This is a genomic window from Microcoleus sp. S13_C3, assembly GCF_036700905.1.
Lineage (GTDB): Bacteria > Cyanobacteriota > Cyanobacteriia > Cyanobacteriales > Microcoleaceae > Microcoleus.
This window is the reverse complement of sequence record NZ_JAUBPT010000050.1, coordinates 32695-48650: the sequence shown is the minus strand read 5'-3', so window position 1 is coordinate 48650 and position 15956 is coordinate 32695. Positions and strand designations below refer to the sequence as shown.

At 43.5% G+C, this 15956-nt stretch carries 15 protein-coding genes; 11 read left to right on the top strand and 4 right to left on the bottom strand.

Translation table 11 applies throughout. The features are described from left to right. Positions 1-113: 113 nt before the first annotated feature. From QUA16_RS15660 to QUA16_RS15610, 11 genes are all read left to right on the top strand, one after another. Complete coding sequence (locus QUA16_RS15660) at positions 114-542, top strand: transposase (RefSeq protein ID WP_333104226.1); 429 nt, start codon at positions 114-116, stop codon at positions 540-542. 352 nt (positions 543-894) lie between these two features. Next, on the top strand, positions 895-2232 hold the full coding sequence (locus tag QUA16_RS15655) for a flippase (RefSeq protein WP_333104224.1): 1338 nt from the start codon (positions 895-897) through the stop codon (positions 2230-2232). A gap of 86 nt (positions 2233-2318) precedes the next feature. Further along, on the top strand, positions 2319-3443 hold the full coding sequence (locus QUA16_RS15650; protein ID WP_333181217.1) for a hypothetical protein: 1125 nt from the start codon (positions 2319-2321) through the stop codon (positions 3441-3443). Positions 3444-3667: 224 nt separating this feature from the next. After that, a complete protein-coding gene (locus QUA16_RS15645; protein WP_333104222.1) occupies positions 3668-4645 on the top strand; it encodes a glycosyltransferase family 2 protein in 978 nt (325 codons plus the stop codon). A gap of 104 nt (positions 4646-4749) precedes the next feature. Beyond that, on the top strand, positions 4750-5682 hold the full coding sequence (locus QUA16_RS15640; RefSeq protein WP_333104221.1) for a glycosyltransferase family 2 protein: 933 nt from the start codon (positions 4750-4752) through the stop codon (positions 5680-5682). 34 nt (positions 5683-5716) lie between these two features. Then, positions 5717-6970, top strand: coding sequence for a glycosyltransferase family 4 protein (locus tag QUA16_RS15635; RefSeq protein WP_333104220.1), 1254 nt, complete (start codon positions 5717-5719; stop codon positions 6968-6970). A 62-nt stretch (positions 6971-7032) separates the two neighbouring features. Then, a complete protein-coding gene (locus QUA16_RS15630; protein ID WP_333104219.1) occupies positions 7033-7941 on the top strand; it encodes a glycosyltransferase family 2 protein in 909 nt (302 codons plus the stop codon). 1 nt (position 7942) lies between these two features. Then, the gene (locus tag QUA16_RS15625) at positions 7943-9103 is read left to right on the top strand and encodes a glycosyltransferase family 4 protein (RefSeq protein ID WP_333104218.1); all 1161 of its coding nucleotides are present in this window, start codon (positions 7943-7945) and stop codon (positions 9101-9103) included. After that, a complete protein-coding gene (locus tag QUA16_RS15620) occupies positions 9103-10332 on the top strand; it encodes a glycosyltransferase family 4 protein (protein ID WP_333104217.1) in 1230 nt (409 codons plus the stop codon). The genes QUA16_RS15625 and QUA16_RS15620 overlap by 1 nt, the downstream gene beginning before the upstream one ends. 59 nt (positions 10333-10391) lie before the next feature. Next, positions 10392-11474 (top strand): NAD-dependent epimerase/dehydratase family protein, encoded by a 1083-nt coding sequence (locus QUA16_RS15615; RefSeq protein ID WP_333104216.1) that lies wholly within the window; start codon positions 10392-10394, stop codon positions 11472-11474. A gap of 78 nt (positions 11475-11552) precedes the next feature. Then, entirely contained in the window at positions 11553-12398 is an 846-nt protein-coding gene (locus tag QUA16_RS15610; protein ID WP_333104215.1) for a WecB/TagA/CpsF family glycosyltransferase, read from the top strand. A 573-nt stretch (positions 12399-12971) separates the two neighbouring features. On the opposite strand, the gene QUA16_RS15605 is transcribed toward QUA16_RS15610, so the two are convergent. The 4 genes from QUA16_RS15605 to QUA16_RS15590 all read right to left on the bottom strand — a co-directional run bounded on the left by QUA16_RS15605 (position 12972) and on the right by QUA16_RS15590 (position 15952). Further along, entirely contained in the window at positions 12972-13910 is a 939-nt protein-coding gene (locus QUA16_RS15605) for a class I SAM-dependent methyltransferase (RefSeq protein ID WP_333181215.1), read from the bottom strand. Between the two features lie 265 nt (positions 13911-14175). Then, positions 14176-14331: a hypothetical protein gene (locus QUA16_RS15600; protein WP_333181213.1), complete on the bottom strand. Its 156-nt coding sequence runs from the start codon at positions 14329-14331 to the stop codon at positions 14176-14178. A gap of 209 nt (positions 14332-14540) precedes the next feature. Next, a complete protein-coding gene (locus QUA16_RS15595; RefSeq protein ID WP_333104213.1) occupies positions 14541-15500 on the bottom strand; it encodes a DUF362 domain-containing protein in 960 nt (319 codons plus the stop codon). A 125-nt stretch (positions 15501-15625) separates the two neighbouring features. Beyond that, complete coding sequence (locus QUA16_RS15590) at positions 15626-15952, bottom strand: hypothetical protein (protein WP_333104212.1); 327 nt, start codon at positions 15950-15952, stop codon at positions 15626-15628. Positions 15953-15956: the final 4 nt, after the last annotated feature.

Below are 15956 nucleotides of genomic sequence, written 5' to 3'. Positions count from 1 at the left end.
CAAGCTCAACCTTTGTTTTATTAGGCTGATGATTAGAAGGCTTGCACCCTCTTCTTAGATGTCAAATGGGTTCTATACACTGGTAGTAGGCGAGTTGTTGTTTAAATTGCCAAATTAGATTGGCTTGTATCTCTGAAGTTCAAGCCAACGGCAAAATCAAAAATGCTTTATTGTTTAGCACTGATATTCATCTACAACCTGAGCAAATTCTTGAATATTATCAGGCTCGCTTCCAGATTGAATTTATTTTTCGTGATGCCAAGCAATTTACGGGATTGTCTGATTGTCAAGCTCGTCATTTGCCACGGCTGGACTTTCATTTTAATGCCAGTCTTATTGCCTTAAATTTAGCCAAATATCAACTCTCTAGCTGTCATTCATCTGCCAAATTTTTTGTGTTTTCTATGGCTTCTTATAAACGTCTGGAACTCAATAAGCATCTACTTTATACCTTTATTGATAAGTTAGATTTAGACCCGGATTTGATTTTAAATCACCCTAACCTTCCTTCAGTCTTGTCTTATGGTACTTTGGCTGCTTAAAAACTGTCCGGACTATTGTTCTAACAGTAGCACCAGTAACCCTCAAAGGCGTTCTTTAGCTCGCACTGTCCATTGCAGTAACCATTGGGCGGATCGTGGGTCAAGTTGGGGAGCATCTCATATTGGTAAAAACACTTCTTCTAACTCCTTCCTTCTTCCTCTTGCCTTCTGCCTCCTGCCTCCTGCCCCGGAGCAAGAGGGCCTAAAAACTCCAATTTCTAGGTCGGCTGCTTTCATTGAGATGTTCCCTCAAGTTGTGATATGTTGTTATAGGATCAACCAGTCTAATTTTGCGAGATTGCCGACCCTGCCAGAACTGCGTTTGTGTTTTGTAAAGATTTAAAATATTCTGATGCTAGATAAGTTAACTGCGGTCAGTCAAAGGCTCGGCCCTAATCTGCGCCAGGTACTCAGCAACATAGCTTGGCTGTTCACTGACCAAATCTTGCAGATGGGTCTAGGTCTGTTTGTAGGTCTTTGGGTGGCTCGCTATCTTGGTCCGACACAATTTGGATTGCTCAACTACGCGATCGCCTTTGTGTCGCTGTTTAGTTCGGTGGCAACGATGGGGTTGGGTACTCTGGTAGTGAGGAATATCGCTCGTGACCCAGAATGCAAAAATGAGACCCTGGGAACTGCCTTCGGACTGCAATTTACTGGCGGTATAATCACTCTGGTGTTAACTGTCACCGTGATTGCGCTACTCAAGCCCAACGACACTCTGACTCGGTGGCTGGTAGGTATCATCGCAGCAGGAACTATCTTTAATGCCTTTGAGGCTATCAATTTTTGGTTTCAGTCCCAAATCCAGTCAAAATATACAGTTTTGGCTAAAAATTCGGTATGTTTTTTAGTTGCTGCTGTCAGAATTGGCTTAGTGACAATTAAAGCCCCCCTGCTTGCCTTCGCCTGGGTGCGATTGGCAGAGGTGGCATTGGTAGGAATCGCTTATGTATATTTTTATAAGCTTACGGGGAATAAAATTAAGGATTGGCAATTCAGTTGGGAACGGGGCAAGGAACTGCTATCGGAGAGTTGGCCGATAATTTTGTCGGGATTGGCAGTTTATGTATACTCAAAAACCGATCAGATAATGCTGGGTGCGATGAATAAAAATGCAGAACTGGGCTATTATGCTGCCGCTGTGAAAATTTCAGAAATCTGCGATTTCTTGCCGATGATCATATCCAGCTCTATTTTTCCCAAATTAGCGAATTTGAGAAAGACCAATTATGAAGAATATTTAAATAAATTTCAAATTTACTCGGATATTATGATATTTTTATGGTTGGGAGTTGCCATACCGATATCATTACTTTCTCCCTGGATAGTGCATCTACTTTACGGTGAAAAATATGCACAGTCAGCAGCGGTGCTTGGAATCTATGTTTGGGCGCAATTTGGCAGTAACTTTGGAGTAGCACGGAGCAGCTATTTAAACATAGAAGGTCAGTTGCGCTACGGTCTTTATTTGACTGTAGTCGGATCTACTTTAAATGTAGGGTTGAACTTTTTGCTGATTCCTAAGTATGGAGCTTTGGGAGCAACCACAGCTACTCTGATAACTTATTTTTACGTGATTATATTAGTCAATTTCTTGATTAAGGAATTGCGTCCTTTCGGAAATTTTATCTGGCGATCGCTTAACTTGTACAAGGCTGCTTCCCGGCTCATAGGATTAGTAAGATGATTGAAATTAAACCAAATATTCAGCATAAATCAAATTGCCCTTATTCTGATAGGCCCCTCACGCCCCTCAGCGTATTCTGGCCCGGAATGCAAATTTGTGTAATCTCTAAGTGCGTTGACTGCGATTGCGAATTCATCGAAGGGTTGAGAGTGGGTCACTCGGTTCATAATCCCTACCAAATTGATTTAGAAAAAAAAGTAATTTGGTCTGACAAACACTCCAAAGAATGGTTTGTGAAACCCCTTCTAGAAGCTCTCCAAAATCCTGAAAGTGAAAAACTAGAAATTCATAAAGAGGTTTTCCGGGAGTGTAAGCGGATCATCGTCTTAAACTGTCTTGATTATCTTTACGGACACTGCTTGTTAAAGCTGCTGAATGCCCAAAGGCATTTAGATTCTCACTCGGATTGTGGCGTAGTTGTCATAGTACCAAAGTTTCTAAGGTGGATGGTTCCCGATGGAGTGGCAGAAGTATGGACGGTGAATATATCCCTAAAAAAAGGTTCATGCTATTATCCCAGCTTTGAGAATTTCGTGGCCGAAGAATTCCACCGTTACGATCAAATTTACGTGAGTAAAGCACATTCGCATCCCAGCAAATTCGACATCACAAGATTTACTAGAGTCCCCAAACATAATTTTGAGGAAAAAGAATTTAAAATCAGCTTTGTCTGGCGTGAGGATCGGCTTTGGTGCAATAGTTTTCTTTTCCGAGTTCTCAGAAAACTCAAAATGCTTGATATGGGAATCGCCATCCAAAATTGGCAAGTGCGGAGGTTATTTGAAAAAATGCGTAATCGCCTTCCTGAAGCAAAATTTGCCGTGGTAGGTCTAGGCAAAAAAACTGAATTCCCTGAATGGATTGAAGACTATCGAGTAGATAAGTTTGATGCAAAAACGGAAATAGAAATGTGTAAAGTTTACGCGACGAGTCGTCTAGTAATTGGTTTGCATGGCTCTAATATGCTGCTGCCTTCTGCCCATGCCGGCATGACAGTTGATTTGATAGATGAGCGGTGGGGTAACTTTGCCCAAGACATCCTTTACCAAGAAACTGATCCCCGGGTTGCTACTTTCCGCTATCGATTTCTGCCAGTTCAGATGCAGATTTCAGTGTTAGCAAACATCGCTGGTTGGATGATTCTGAGTTACTGTGACTTTAAATCGAACATGACTGCTGATATCGTTGATTTAGTTGCTGGAGAAGATTAGAAAAGAGGAAGTGGCGAAATGTTAAGGTGCGCTTGTGGATTGAGCTTGTCAACTTCACATTTTTTTGCTATAGTTAAGCTAACACGCATCTAATTTTCCAAGGCGAGTCCTGTGCTACAAAAATTTGCACCCCTAAAAAGTGCTATTTAGATGCGCGCTCAATTACCCACCCTAAAAGTTAGTAAAGTAAAGTTTTACTAATAAAGTTTTACTAAGGAGAAGCCATGGAGTCTCTCAAAGCGAAGTTAGTTCGCAAATGGTTACAATTAGCGAATCAGAGGCACGAGCAAAAAATACAGAAAAAAGTTACCATTTCTAAAACTTCCGAACCAAGCTCAATTTACACAAGCAGCCCCAAACTTTCACTTATTGTACAATTTTTCAATAAAAAACCTAATATTAAGAGTATCATCAATGCACTCAGGTTAACCTCTGCTGAAGAACTGATCGTCATTGATGATGGCTCTAGTGATGGTTCTTACGAAGAGTGGATGAAATACCTGGATAGGCGCAATGACTTTATACTGCGCTGCAATGACTTATTCGAGGTAAGAACCTACGATCGAGCGATCGGGATGGCGAAAGGCGAGTTTGTTTGCTTACTGCAAGATGATGATATACCACCTTATAATAATACTTGGGTAGAGAACGCACTCTCTTTGTTTGAAGCTTTACCTAGTTTACTAATATTAGGTGGCAGAGAAGGCTTGGACTTTTTAACCCCAGATCCAGTGAATCCAAATGAAGAGCCTACCTATAAAAGAATTGGAGACATAATTACTCGACCAGGACTTTTTAAGAAGCGGATTTATGAAACGCCTCACTACATAGAACCTCAGTCGGGTATACCATTTATGTTTGCTACATCTGTTAACAGGGCTCCCACATTTCTGAGGAGAAAGCCTTTCCTGGAATTAGGAGGAATCAATCAAGATTATGCTCCGTTTCAGTTTGACGATGACGAGGCGAGCGTCAGAGCTTGGTTGGCTGGGTACCAAGTAGGTTTATATCCCTGCCCATTTGTTAGAAATGTGGGCGCTGGTGGCATGAGAATCTTTAATAGCGAAAGAGTGAAAAAACAATCGGTTATTAATGCGAAAAAGTTTTATGAGGCTTATGCTCCTATTATTGCCAGTGGCGAACTGCAAAATATGATAGATCGTGCTAATCAGCAATTAATCAATGCTCCCAACAAAAACTAAATAATTTGAACTCACATTTTGAGCGAGATATCACTGATGGACTTTTCCTAAAATTGGGCTGAGTCAGTCTCTCTGATACCTAAACTATAAGCATAGTCTAAGCAATGTCAAATTACAAAATCCAAACACCAGTCGCTTTTATCATCTTCAAACGCCCTGATACAACGGCTAGAGTATTTGAGGCAATTCGTCAGGCAAAACCCCCTAAATTGCTAGTAGTTGCTGACGGCCCGCGTCCAGATAGGCCTGGAGAAGATGGAGAATGTGCTGCCGCTAGAGCTATTATTGACCAAGTTGATTGGGACTGCGAAGTTTTGAAGAATTACGCAGACGTAAATCTCGGTTGTCGGCTGCGAGTTTCTAGCGGTATGAATTGGGTGTTTGATACGGTTGAAGAGGCAATTATTCTTGAGGATGACTGTCTCCCTCATCCTACATTTTTCCGCTTCGCTGAAGAATTGCTCGATCGTTACCGAGACGACCACCGAATTCTGTCTATTTCTGGTCAAAATGTTCAGTTTGGGCGGAAAAGAACTGATTATAGTTACTACTTTTCTCGCTACAATCACTGCTGGACTTGGGCGAGTTGGAGGCGAGCTTGGCAGCACTATGATTTAGATATGAAGCTGTGGCCAGAAATTCGTGATGGTAATTTTTTGATGGATGTACTGGGAGACTCCAATGCTGTAAAAGTTTGGACAAATATTTTTCAGCTTTGTTATGAAAAAAAATTACAGAGTTGGGCTTGTCAGTGGACATTTGCTAGCTTTATTCAAAATGGTATTAATATTCTGGCGAATGTTAATTTAGTTTCTAATATCGGACATGGTGTAGGGGGAACTAATACGGAGGATGTCAACAGTCCTTATAGTAATATGCCTGTAGAAGCTATAACATTTCCGATGAAACACCCGCCTTTTGCAATTAGGGATACGCAAGCAGATAATTTTACCCAAAAAACTTTATTTGATTACGATCCGCCGTTGTTAAGAAAGGTGCAAAAAAAAGTAGATAAACTTTTGAAACAATTCCGATAAAATCAGCTAGAAATCTAGAGGATAGGCATGGAAAATGAAGGTTGTAATTGTCAATAGTTCTGATACTGAAGGGGGGGCAGCCCGCGCAGCTTATCGACTGCAACAAGGTTTGCAGGGGATTGGTGTTTCTTCGCAAATGCTCGTAAAAAATAAGGGTAGTGGCGATTCAAGTGTAATTTTGTCACAGAATAGTATTACAAATAAGTTGGACAAGATTATTTCAACTTTATATAACTCGCCATTGCGACTTTACCCTGAGAGAAGGCCTGTTATTTTTTCTACAGAATGGTTGCCAGATTCTCTAGATGTCCAAATTTCCAAAATCAAGCCTGATATTATTAATTTACACTGGGTGTGTGGGGGTTATTTACAAGTAGAAAGTATTCCCAATTTTAAGCAGCCCTTAGTTTGGACGCTGCATGATATGTGGCCTTTTACAGGTGGATGTCATTATAGTGAAGATTGCAATCGCTACACTCAATCTTGTGGTAGTTGTCCGCAACTTCACAGTAAGAAAGAGTCGGATCTGTCACGGTGGGTGTGGCAGCGGAAAGCTAAAGCTTGGAAAAAGCTTAACCTAACTCTGGTTAGCCCTAGTATTTGGTTAGCTAAATGCGCTAATTCTAGTTCTTTATTCAAAGATTTTAGAGTTGAAGTAATTCCTAATGGCATCAATACTCAAAAGTATAAACCCATAAATCGTCAATGGGCGCGAGAAATTCTGAATTTACCTCAAGATAAACAAATTGTACTGTTTGGAAGTGCAGGTGGAACGGGCGATCGCTGGAAAGGATTTAACTTGCTCGTACCCGCTTTACAAAGCCTCAGTAAATCAGGCTGGAAAGATCGGATAGAGTTGGTGGTTTTTGGATCTTCTGAACCCGAAAATCCCATTGAACTTGGTTTTAAAACTAACTATGTCGGGAGACTCGCAGATGATATTTCCCTAGCCACTGTTTATGCAGCAGCAGATATTTTTGTCGCCCCTTCCGTGATAGATAACTTGCCAAATACAGTCATGGAAGCCCTTGCTTGTGGCATCCCCAGCGCCGCATTTAATATTGGGGGACTGCCCGATCTGATCGAACACTGCTCCAATGGCTATTTAGCTCAACCTTATGAAACAGAAGACTTAGCGCGAGGAATTGCTTGGGTTTTAGAAGATCCCACTCGGCATCAAAAACTTTGTATTCGCGCCCGCCAGAAAGTGGAAAAAGAATTTACCTTAGACATACAAGCAAATCGCTATTTGTCTATTTTTAACGATGTTGTGTCAACTCCAAAGTAAAAATCTGATTTTACGTAGTAAATTTTACCGGGCTATCGCTAAAAGTCGCACAATGGGGAACAATGAACCGTACTAAAATCGCCGCCCTTTTAACTTGCTTCAATCGCAAACAAAAAACATTGGCTTGCCTAGAGGCCCTTTTTAAACAGGTACTTCCAGCCGATGTTGATATTTTAGCCTATCTAGTGGATGATGCCAGCACGGACGGAACCAGCGATGCAGTCCGTCAAACCTATCCTCAAGTCAAGATTTTTTGCGGCGATGGGAACCTATTTTGGAACGGGGGAATGCGTGGGGCTTTCAGCGAAGGAATGAAAGATAATCCCGACTACTACCTCTGGTTAAATGATGACACTATTATTTACCCACAAACAGTAAGTGTCTTGCTAGAAACCTGTCACAAATTATCAGAAAAAGGAGAAACAAAAGCCATCGTTGGCGGTTCTACCTGCGACCCAGAAACTGGTCAAACAACATACGGCGGCCTGGTGCGAAATAACCCTTTGCACCCCTTCCGATATGGTCTCCTAGAACCAACAAAAGAGCCTCAGATTTGCGATACTATGCACGGCAACTGCGTATTAGTTCCCCGCAGTGTTGTGCAAATTGTCGGCAACCTCGATCCGACTTTTGTCCATTATATTGGGGATTGGGATTATGGTTTACGAGCGAGACAGAAAGGATGTACAGTGTGGATTGCTCCGGGTCATTTAGGAACTTGTTCCCTCAACCCCCAGGTGACCAAAACGGCTGCTGAGAATTTAAGCGAAGGATTGGATAAAATGAGCAAACCGAAAGGTTTATCCTTCAAAGATACTACCCTGCAACCGGCTCAAGAGTGGAAAGTATTTACTCAGCGGCATGGTGGCTTGTTGTGGCCAATTTATTGGCTGCTACCTTATCGAAGGTTAGTTTGGCTTTCAGTGTCGAGTAAGCTGGGATTGACTAAAAACAAAACTCAAGGTGAATAGGATGGTTGATAGAAATGAACTCCGCATTGCTTGGCTCGTTCCTTCGGCAGAATTTGGGGCCTATTGGCCGCCGGTTTTGCATGAGCTCAAAAAACTGATTCCGAACACGATTTTTTATACAGGTCGCCTCTGGCCTCGCTACGATCCGGAAGCTCCTGGTACAGAAGTAGTCGAAGTTGTGGGAGATACACAATTCATCACCACCCAAAAGATAGAAACTGGGTACAGTCGTGGTTATATTAAGGCTACTCCGGGGATTATTTTTCCTCTTTTGCAATTCAAGCCCCAGGTCATTTTTGCTAGTGGATTTTCGATCTGGACATTGGTAGCTATACTCTTTAAGCCTATAGGGAAATGGCAACTGGTTTTAGTTTATGAAAGTAGTTCCCCGAATGTAGACTTTCGAGATTCTAAGGTGCGCTCGACGATTCGACGCTGGATGGGTAAATTTGCTGATACCTTTGTTTCTAATAGTCGCCGAGGTAAAGAATATTTGGTAGAAGTGATTGGGGCCGCCGAAAGTAATATTTTTGCTCAACCTTACATGGTTCCTGATGCTAAAGCTTTGGTACAAAAGTTAGAAAATAATAAGTCTATCTCCTTGTCATTCCCCCACCCAATTTTTCTGTGCGTGGGTCAAGTAATTTCCCGCAAAGGGATTAAGAATCTGTTAGAAGCTTGCAGAATTTTGCAAAGCCAGGGATACTCGAATTACACAGTCATTATCGTTGGAGACGGGGAACAGCGATCGGAACTAGAAGCACTTACAAAAAAATGGGGTTTAGAAAAACAAATTGTTTGGACAGGGTGGATAGAATACGGATACTTGGGCTCTTATTTTCTAGAAGCTGATGTGTTTGTTTTTCCTACGTTAGAAGATACTTGGGGAATGGTGGTGCTAGAAGCGATGGCATTTGGTAAGCCGGTTTTGTGTTCAAAATGGGCTGGGGCTTGCGAAATGATCGTTGAAGGTGAAAATGGTTATATTTTTGATCCCTATCAGTCGGAAGGTATTGCAAACGCGATGCGGGACTTGATTGATTGCCCAGAAAAGTTAGCCATCATGGGCAAAAAATCCCAGCAACTGATTGCTGAACATACACCCGAAAATGCTGCGAAATTAATAGCAGATGTGACTTCGCTAGTATTGGAGAAAAGTTGATGAAAATTCTTTTATCTGCCTTTGCCTGCGAACCCGGACAAGGATCTGAGGAAGGAGTGGGCTGGAATGCGGTGGTAGAAGCCGCCAAGCATCAAGAAGTTTGGGTACTAACTCGCACCTTTTACCGTACCGCTATTGAAGCCTTCCTGGCCACGTACCCGAACCCTAACCTGCACTTTGTCTATATTGAGCCTTTCGGCTGGAGCGAAAACTTTAAAGGTAGACAGGGAGGGCTGCAATTGCACTATTACCTGTGGCAAATTTTGGCTTATTTAGAGGCGCGCAAGCTCCACCGCCAAATTAATTTCGATATCGCCCGCCACGTCACCTACGTTAAATTTTGGTCGCCCAGCTTCATCTCGCTGCTGCCAATTCCTTTTATTTGGGGGCCTGTGGGCGGCGGTGAAGCAGCCCCGAAACCTTTTTGGGCTGATTTTAGCTTTAAGGCAAAACTTTACGAAACGGCGCGAGATTGGGGACAGCGGCTCGGCGAAAGCGATCCCTTTGCCCGGATGACGGCTAGGCGAAGTGTCTTAGCTTTTGCGACAACGGAGGACACGGCGAAGCGGGTGCGGGCGATGGGTGCTAAAAAGGTGCAGGTGCTTTCCGAGGCGTGTCTGTCGAAGAAAGAGATGGCGAGGCTGGGAGAGTGCCAGATGCCAGGGCTTTCCCCGATCAGGTTCATCAGTATGGGGCGGCTGCTGCACTGGAAGGGCTATCACCTTGCGTTGCGGGCATTTGCCCAAGCTAACTTGCCGAATGCCGAATATTGGCTGCTGGGGGATGGCCCGGAACGCGATCGCCTTCAGTCTCTAGCGGAAGAATTGGGCATTGCCTCTCAAGTTAAGTTGTGGGGGAGGCTGCCACGCGAGGAAACTTTGGCTAAGCTAGGGGAGTCTCATGTACTTATTCACCCTAGCTTGCACGATTCAGGTGGCTGGACTTGCTTGGAGGGGATGGCGGCGGGGCGTCCCATCATCTGCTTGGATCTGGGAGGGCCTGCTACTCAAGTGACGGCGCAAACGGGGATAAAAGTACCTGGTTACAATCCAGAACAGGCAGTGCAGGGTCTAGCTGAGGCGATCACTAATTTAGCCGGCGATGCCGAGTTGCGATCGCGCTTGGGTCAAGCAGGTCGCAATCACGTTCGGGAAGTATATGATTGGGATGTTAAAGGCGAATTCTTTGCTCAATTGTGCGAAGATATAGTCTATGGAAAATCAGGATAACTTCTGATGGGCGCGATCGGGAAAAACACAAAAAACTATATTTTTTTAGGCGGTGAAACGTGGGCGTTGCAATCATTACTGGCTCGGCGGGATTAATTGGCTCTGAGGCGTGTAAGTTCTTTGCCAAACAAGGCTTAGATATAGTTGGGATCGACAATAATATGCGCCAGTTCTTTTTTGGTGCTGATGGTTCTACAAACTGGAACCGGCAACTGCTCGAAAAGTCTTTGGGTACCAAGTATTATCACTTAGATGTGGACATTCGCGACTATGAAGCGATTACCAATATCTTTCAGCGGTACGGCGAGTCGATCGAATTAGTAATTCACACAGCAGCTCAGCCCAGCCATGATTGGGCTTCCCGTGCTCCGAAAATAGACTTTACCGTCAATGCCAACGGCACTCTCAATCTTCTAGAAGTAACTCGCTTGTACTGTCCTAAAGCGGTTTTCATTTTCACTTCTACAAATAAAGTATATGGCGATACGCCTAACAGTTTGCCTTTAATTGAATTAGAACACAGGTGGGAAATTGAACCCGGTCATACTTACGAAAGTGGCATTCGGGAAGATATGTCAATCGATCAGTGCCTGCACAGTTTGTTTGGTGCTTCTAAGGTAGCTGCTGACATTTTAGTCCAAGAATACGGTCGATATTTTGATATGAACACCGCTTGTTTTCGTGGCGGCTGTTTGACGGGGCCAAATCACTCAGGAGCTCAATTGCACGGCTTTCTAGCCTACTTGATGAAGTGTGCTGTCACGGGAACTCCTTACACCGTGTTTGGCTACAAAGGCAAGCAAGTTCGCGATAACATTCATAGCGCGGATTTAATTTCGGCATTTTATGAATTTTATAAAGCTCCCAAAAGCGCCCAAGTTTATAACACAGGAGGAGGCAGGTACAGCAATTGTTCGATGTTAGAAGCTATCCAGATGTGCGAGGCAATTGCAGAACGCAAGTTTAATTGGACTTATGCTGAAGGGAATCGCATTGGCGATCACATTTGGTGGATTAGCGACAATTCCAAATTTTCCAGTCACTATCCCAACTGGAAAATGAAATATAACGTTAAACAAATCTTACAGGAGATTTATGAATGTAACCGCGAGCGTTGGCTGAAAGAGGATGCCAATGAGTGAGCGGGGCAAAAAGAATGTGCTGAGAATTGCGGTAAACAATTGAAGAATACAAGGTCAAACAAATCTTAGGGGAGATTTATGAGTGTAACCGCGAGCGTTGGTGTAAAGAAGTGTTCCATGATTGATAAAGGGAAAAAGAATGTACTCGGCATATTAGTAAATGCCGTTAATTATGAAGCGGCTGTTAGCAAAATTATTGCGGCAGCCAGCGCCGGAAAACCAATGTCAGTTTCTGCTCTCGCGGTTCATGGGGTAATGACTGGGGTTCTCGACAGCACTCATCGTTATCGGATTAATCACATGGACTTAGTATTGCCAGACGGACAGCCTGTCAGGTGGGCGTTAAACTGGCTCTACCATACGGAATTGCCCGATCGAGTTTGCGGGCCGAATGCGATGTTACAAATTTGCGAACGTGCGGCAGAAGAAGGATTACCTATCTATTTGTACGGATCTCAAGCTTCTGTACTGGAAGCTTTATCTCGCAATCTCTGCCAGCGTTTTCCCAAGTTAATTATTGCTGGAACTCAGCCTTCTAAATTTAGGCACGTGTCGCCCCAAGAGAAACAAGAAATTGCACAGCAAATTCGCAACAGCGGTGCAGCAATTACTTTTGTCGGTTTGGGGTGTCCCCGGCAAGAAGTCTGGGCTTACGAATACCGGGACGACTTATCAATGCCATTGATTGCTGTAGGTGCTGCTTACGATTTTCATGCGGGTAATTTGGCTAAATCTCCTGACTTTTTATCTAAAATAGGTTTGGAATGGCTGTTTCGGATGATGAAGGAACCTCGGCGCCTTTGGCAGCGGTATGTTTTTTTGAATCCGCTTTATATCTGGCTGTTTTTGCTACAAGCTTTGAAAATCAAACAGTTCGACCCCACAGACGCCACGCCGCCTGTAGAAGAAGTATTATATGGTTGAAATTTAAAAGTTTTTGGTGAATTATGGGTGCTCACAAGAAAAAATTTAAAAAGCAAACACATCGTAACTAATCGTTTTGAGGTGCAACTGCGATCGCATTTTAAATAAAATTTATATCAAATCCGGTGGCATCGGAATTATAGTGGGAGCTTAAGAGTTCGCGATTTGGGTAGCGAGATATTAAGCTCCCACTGACACGATCCGAATATATAATTCCGATGCCACCGGAAAGGATATTACGCCAGAAAACACTTTTTACCTTATCTATGTGGTAAGCTGCCGACTGCACACCTTACATACAAAGTTTGTGCGTCAGTCTCGATCGAGTCAGGTGGATTGCTGGGTCAATAGTCGCATTTGGTTTGAGTGGGGTCGGGCGGGTTTATAGAACCTATTTGCAAGCTTTAAGGCTGTTGGCGAACCCGCCCCTACGGCTAATTGAGAATGGTGCAAGATCTCAGTTTGAGCGCACTCCTGGCATGGGGGATGATGGCAGGGGAGCGCAAAACTATTGTGACTGTGTAACCAAGCTGGATACAAAACCAAAAGTTTATTGCCCTTACCTCGCTCTTGCTATGGCTTTTGGGCTACAATCCGGATCGAATCGTACTTGTTTTCATCAGCCGCAAAAATTGTTTTCAGCAGTAGATTCCAAGCTTGGGCCTTACTGTTTTCTTTGGGCTTTACCATCCGAGGGGATTCCATTGAATCCAACACACTTAAAATTTTTCTTTCATCATCGATCCAACTGTTGGCAAATTGGCGATAGTAGCCATTAAACTGGGTAGAAATTATCTCAAATCCGGCTTTTTCACAGATAGCGCGGAAGCTCTGCGGTGTGAAGAAATACAAATGCCTTGGTACATCTAGATGCATCCATGCAATCCCTGATGACTTCAGCCCAATACAAGAGTTATTTGGTACTTCCATTACCAATTTGCCGCCATCCACGAGCAACTGCATGGCATTGCGGAGTGCAAGTAAAGGATCTCTGGTATGTTCGAGTACGTGGTTCATCACAATCATGTCGTACTGTCTAGACGTGACTTCCGGGGGCAAAGATTCAGCAGTACCATAAAATACATCAAGACCTCGCTGCTCGGCCAAAACCAAAGCTTGTCGATCGGGTTCTACGCCCCAGACTTTGTGACCATGTGCTTGCAGTTCTTGCAGCAGGTACCCGTTGGCGCAACCGATTTCTAAGATCGAGCAGGAAGCAGTCCCGAACTGTTGCTTCCACCATTGACTTGTGACATCTACTCCGCGATCGAAACGCCAAGCTAGATGCGTGCGTAATTTATCCCAGAAGGAAATAGAAGAGGAAGACTCGGAACCTGTAGAGTCTATATGATGAGTATAGTAGTCGTCAATCTCGTAGAAACTGGCGATTTTGTTGAGTTCGGGTAAAGGATGAATGCATCCAAGTTGTGACTTTTCGCACCAGTACAATTGAAAGGATTCTTTGTTTGCAGGTCTGCGCCAATCACCGGGTATCAATAGCCACGGTTTCATATTCTGTCCCGATATCGGACAGACGACGGTAGGACTTAAGCAATTTTGACTTGGCATTTTAGTTTTCATTATTTAGGTACTTGATGTACTAATAACCACTGATGTTGGATTTCAAATCCGGAAATAAATTATGTGCCAGTGACCATTGCGGAATCTGAAATACAGCGGATGACGGCCCCAAAATTATTAGGTTTCGGAAACAGGATTGCTGCGGGGTGGTTTTCAGCTTACATCGCATTTAAGCTAACGCATTTAGCTTGCTTTGTCACGTGTAATAAAAAACTACACATTCCGCGATCGGGCTGTGAGTAAGTTTTCCTATATTTAGGAATTCATCAATAATTAAAGTATAAATTAAGTTATAAAACTGGGTAGCGATGTCGGCTGCGATCGAGATAAATAAAAGCTTTATTGCCTTCATACCTAAGTAATATTATTTATTTTATTGCAAAAGCGAAGTATAAAATTTGCGATTTCATATATCGGTGGACGCAAATGTTGCGCCCGCTACGGTGCCTTGACATAAAAATTTAGCTCCCAGTTGAGTTGGGAAGCCAAACTTTTCTTTAATCTTCATCACAATAGCTGATTGACAAGCAGGGATTTTTATGTAGAGGTCGCCAAGGTCTCCTATCGATCGGCGTAAGCCCCCATCCGTTCTTTGATAAACCGGATATAAAAATGCCTGAAAGTAGACTTAATCACCCGCGGCATACCAAAGTCTATTGGCATCATACTTTCCGGCAACTTCCAATCCAAAACCTTGAGATTTTCCGGCTGCAAAAGCGGAAAATCAAGATCCTCCAAATTCGAGCAAAGCCCCAATCTCATCGCCGCAGCTACAGTGGGAACCGCCGCGGGATCAGCATTAATAATTTCAACTAAAGTTCTGTCCAAAGCAAACACATCATCAGATCCAGCCAAAATTCCCAAAAACTTAGGTTCCCCGCCGCTTGGCCCGTTACCTTCGTGGCCGATAATGCCATCCAAAATCGTCAAATTAGGGTTAATTGCCCTGGCCGTTTCTACTAGCATTTCACCGAATCGGGCGCTATCTTTGCCAGCTTCCATGTGCCACCAAGCCTTCATTTTACCAGGGACGCAGCCGAACAAGTTTTTCACGCCCATTGTCACGGTTAATTGAACGTGAGATTTGAGTTTGGGCAAATTAATCACTACATCCGCTTCCATTGCTTCTTTGCAAATTCGCAGATGATTGAAATCTTCGCTGACAGTTTCGTAGCGTTTTCCTTGAAACTCAACTACTGGCAAATTCAGTTCTTCCAACAGCGGCAAATAACCGTTGGCTTTGGCTACACCCATCGCGGTACCAAAAGCTGGACTATCACCTAAAAATGGTTTTCCTCCCGCTTCAATGACCATTTTAGCGACGCAGTAAACCAATTCTGGGCGGGTGACACATTCTTTTGTAGGGCGAGAACCGGTGAGGAGATTGGGTTTGAGTAAAACCCGATCGCCCGATTTGACAAAAGCCGAGATTCCGCCCAAGGGTGCCAGCAAACTTTCTAAAGATGTTTGCAAGATTTGGCGATCGTATGAATTGGCACGAATTAAACTAACAGCAGACATAATTATGAATTAATTTGTAATTGGTTATCGATCGGGAATAATCTCAATGTAACGCAGGCACGGAACATCCTAAGCAGGGTGATCTGCGCCTGCGTTACCAAGAATCATCTCAATACAAATGAAGCCTAACTATTCATCGGCAATCTACCAACAGCAGCCCGCTGCATGGTACTAACTCGCAGCGAGTTAGAGAATACTCCTTGACCTTGCAGTTCCGGGATAGCAGGTTTTACTTCTACTTTTACCACCCTGGCTGTGCAGATAAAAACCGTTTGATCGGCTAAATGGAAAGTCAACCAAGGTTGATTTAACAAATGCAGCACTTCCTCTTGGAATTCTTGTGCAGGGATCGGAATAGTGAAAGTTTCAGCCTGACCTTCCACATAATGAAATGTCACTTGAGTTGTGTTCTCTTTATCTTGAGTTAATTTGGCAAAAGAACCGGCGCGCATAATT

Coding starts and splice junctions, on each gene's coding strand:
- QUA16_RS15655 (WP_333104224.1), top strand. CDS start 895: ATGCTAGATAAGTTAACTGCGGTCAGTCAAAGGCTCGGCCCTAATCTG.
- QUA16_RS15650 (WP_333181217.1), top strand. CDS start 2,319: ATGCAAATTTGTGTAATCTCTAAGTGCGTTGACTGCGATTGCGAATTC.
- QUA16_RS15645 (WP_333104222.1), top strand. CDS start 3,668: ATGGAGTCTCTCAAAGCGAAGTTAGTTCGCAAATGGTTACAATTAGCG.
- QUA16_RS15640 (WP_333104221.1), top strand. CDS start 4,750: ATGTCAAATTACAAAATCCAAACACCAGTCGCTTTTATCATCTTCAAA.
- QUA16_RS15635 (WP_333104220.1), top strand. CDS start 5,717: ATGAAGGTTGTAATTGTCAATAGTTCTGATACTGAAGGGGGGGCAGCC.
- QUA16_RS15630 (WP_333104219.1), top strand. CDS start 7,033: ATGAACCGTACTAAAATCGCCGCCCTTTTAACTTGCTTCAATCGCAAA.
- QUA16_RS15625 (WP_333104218.1), top strand. CDS start 7,943: ATGGTTGATAGAAATGAACTCCGCATTGCTTGGCTCGTTCCTTCGGCA.
- QUA16_RS15620 (WP_333104217.1), top strand. CDS start 9,103: ATGAAAATTCTTTTATCTGCCTTTGCCTGCGAACCCGGACAAGGATCT.
- QUA16_RS15610 (WP_333104215.1), top strand. CDS start 11,553: ATGAGTGTAACCGCGAGCGTTGGTGTAAAGAAGTGTTCCATGATTGAT.
- QUA16_RS15605 (WP_333181215.1), bottom strand. CDS start 13,910: ATGAAACCGTGGCTATTGATACCCGGTGATTGGCGCAGACCTGCAAAC.
- QUA16_RS15600 (WP_333181213.1), bottom strand. CDS start 14,331: ATGAAGGCAATAAAGCTTTTATTTATCTCGATCGCAGCCGACATCGCT.
- QUA16_RS15595 (WP_333104213.1), bottom strand. CDS start 15,500: ATGTCTGCTGTTAGTTTAATTCGTGCCAATTCATACGATCGCCAAATC.
- QUA16_RS15590 (WP_333104212.1), bottom strand. CDS start 15,952: ATGCGCGCCGGTTCTTTTGCCAAATTAACTCAAGATAAAGAGAACACA.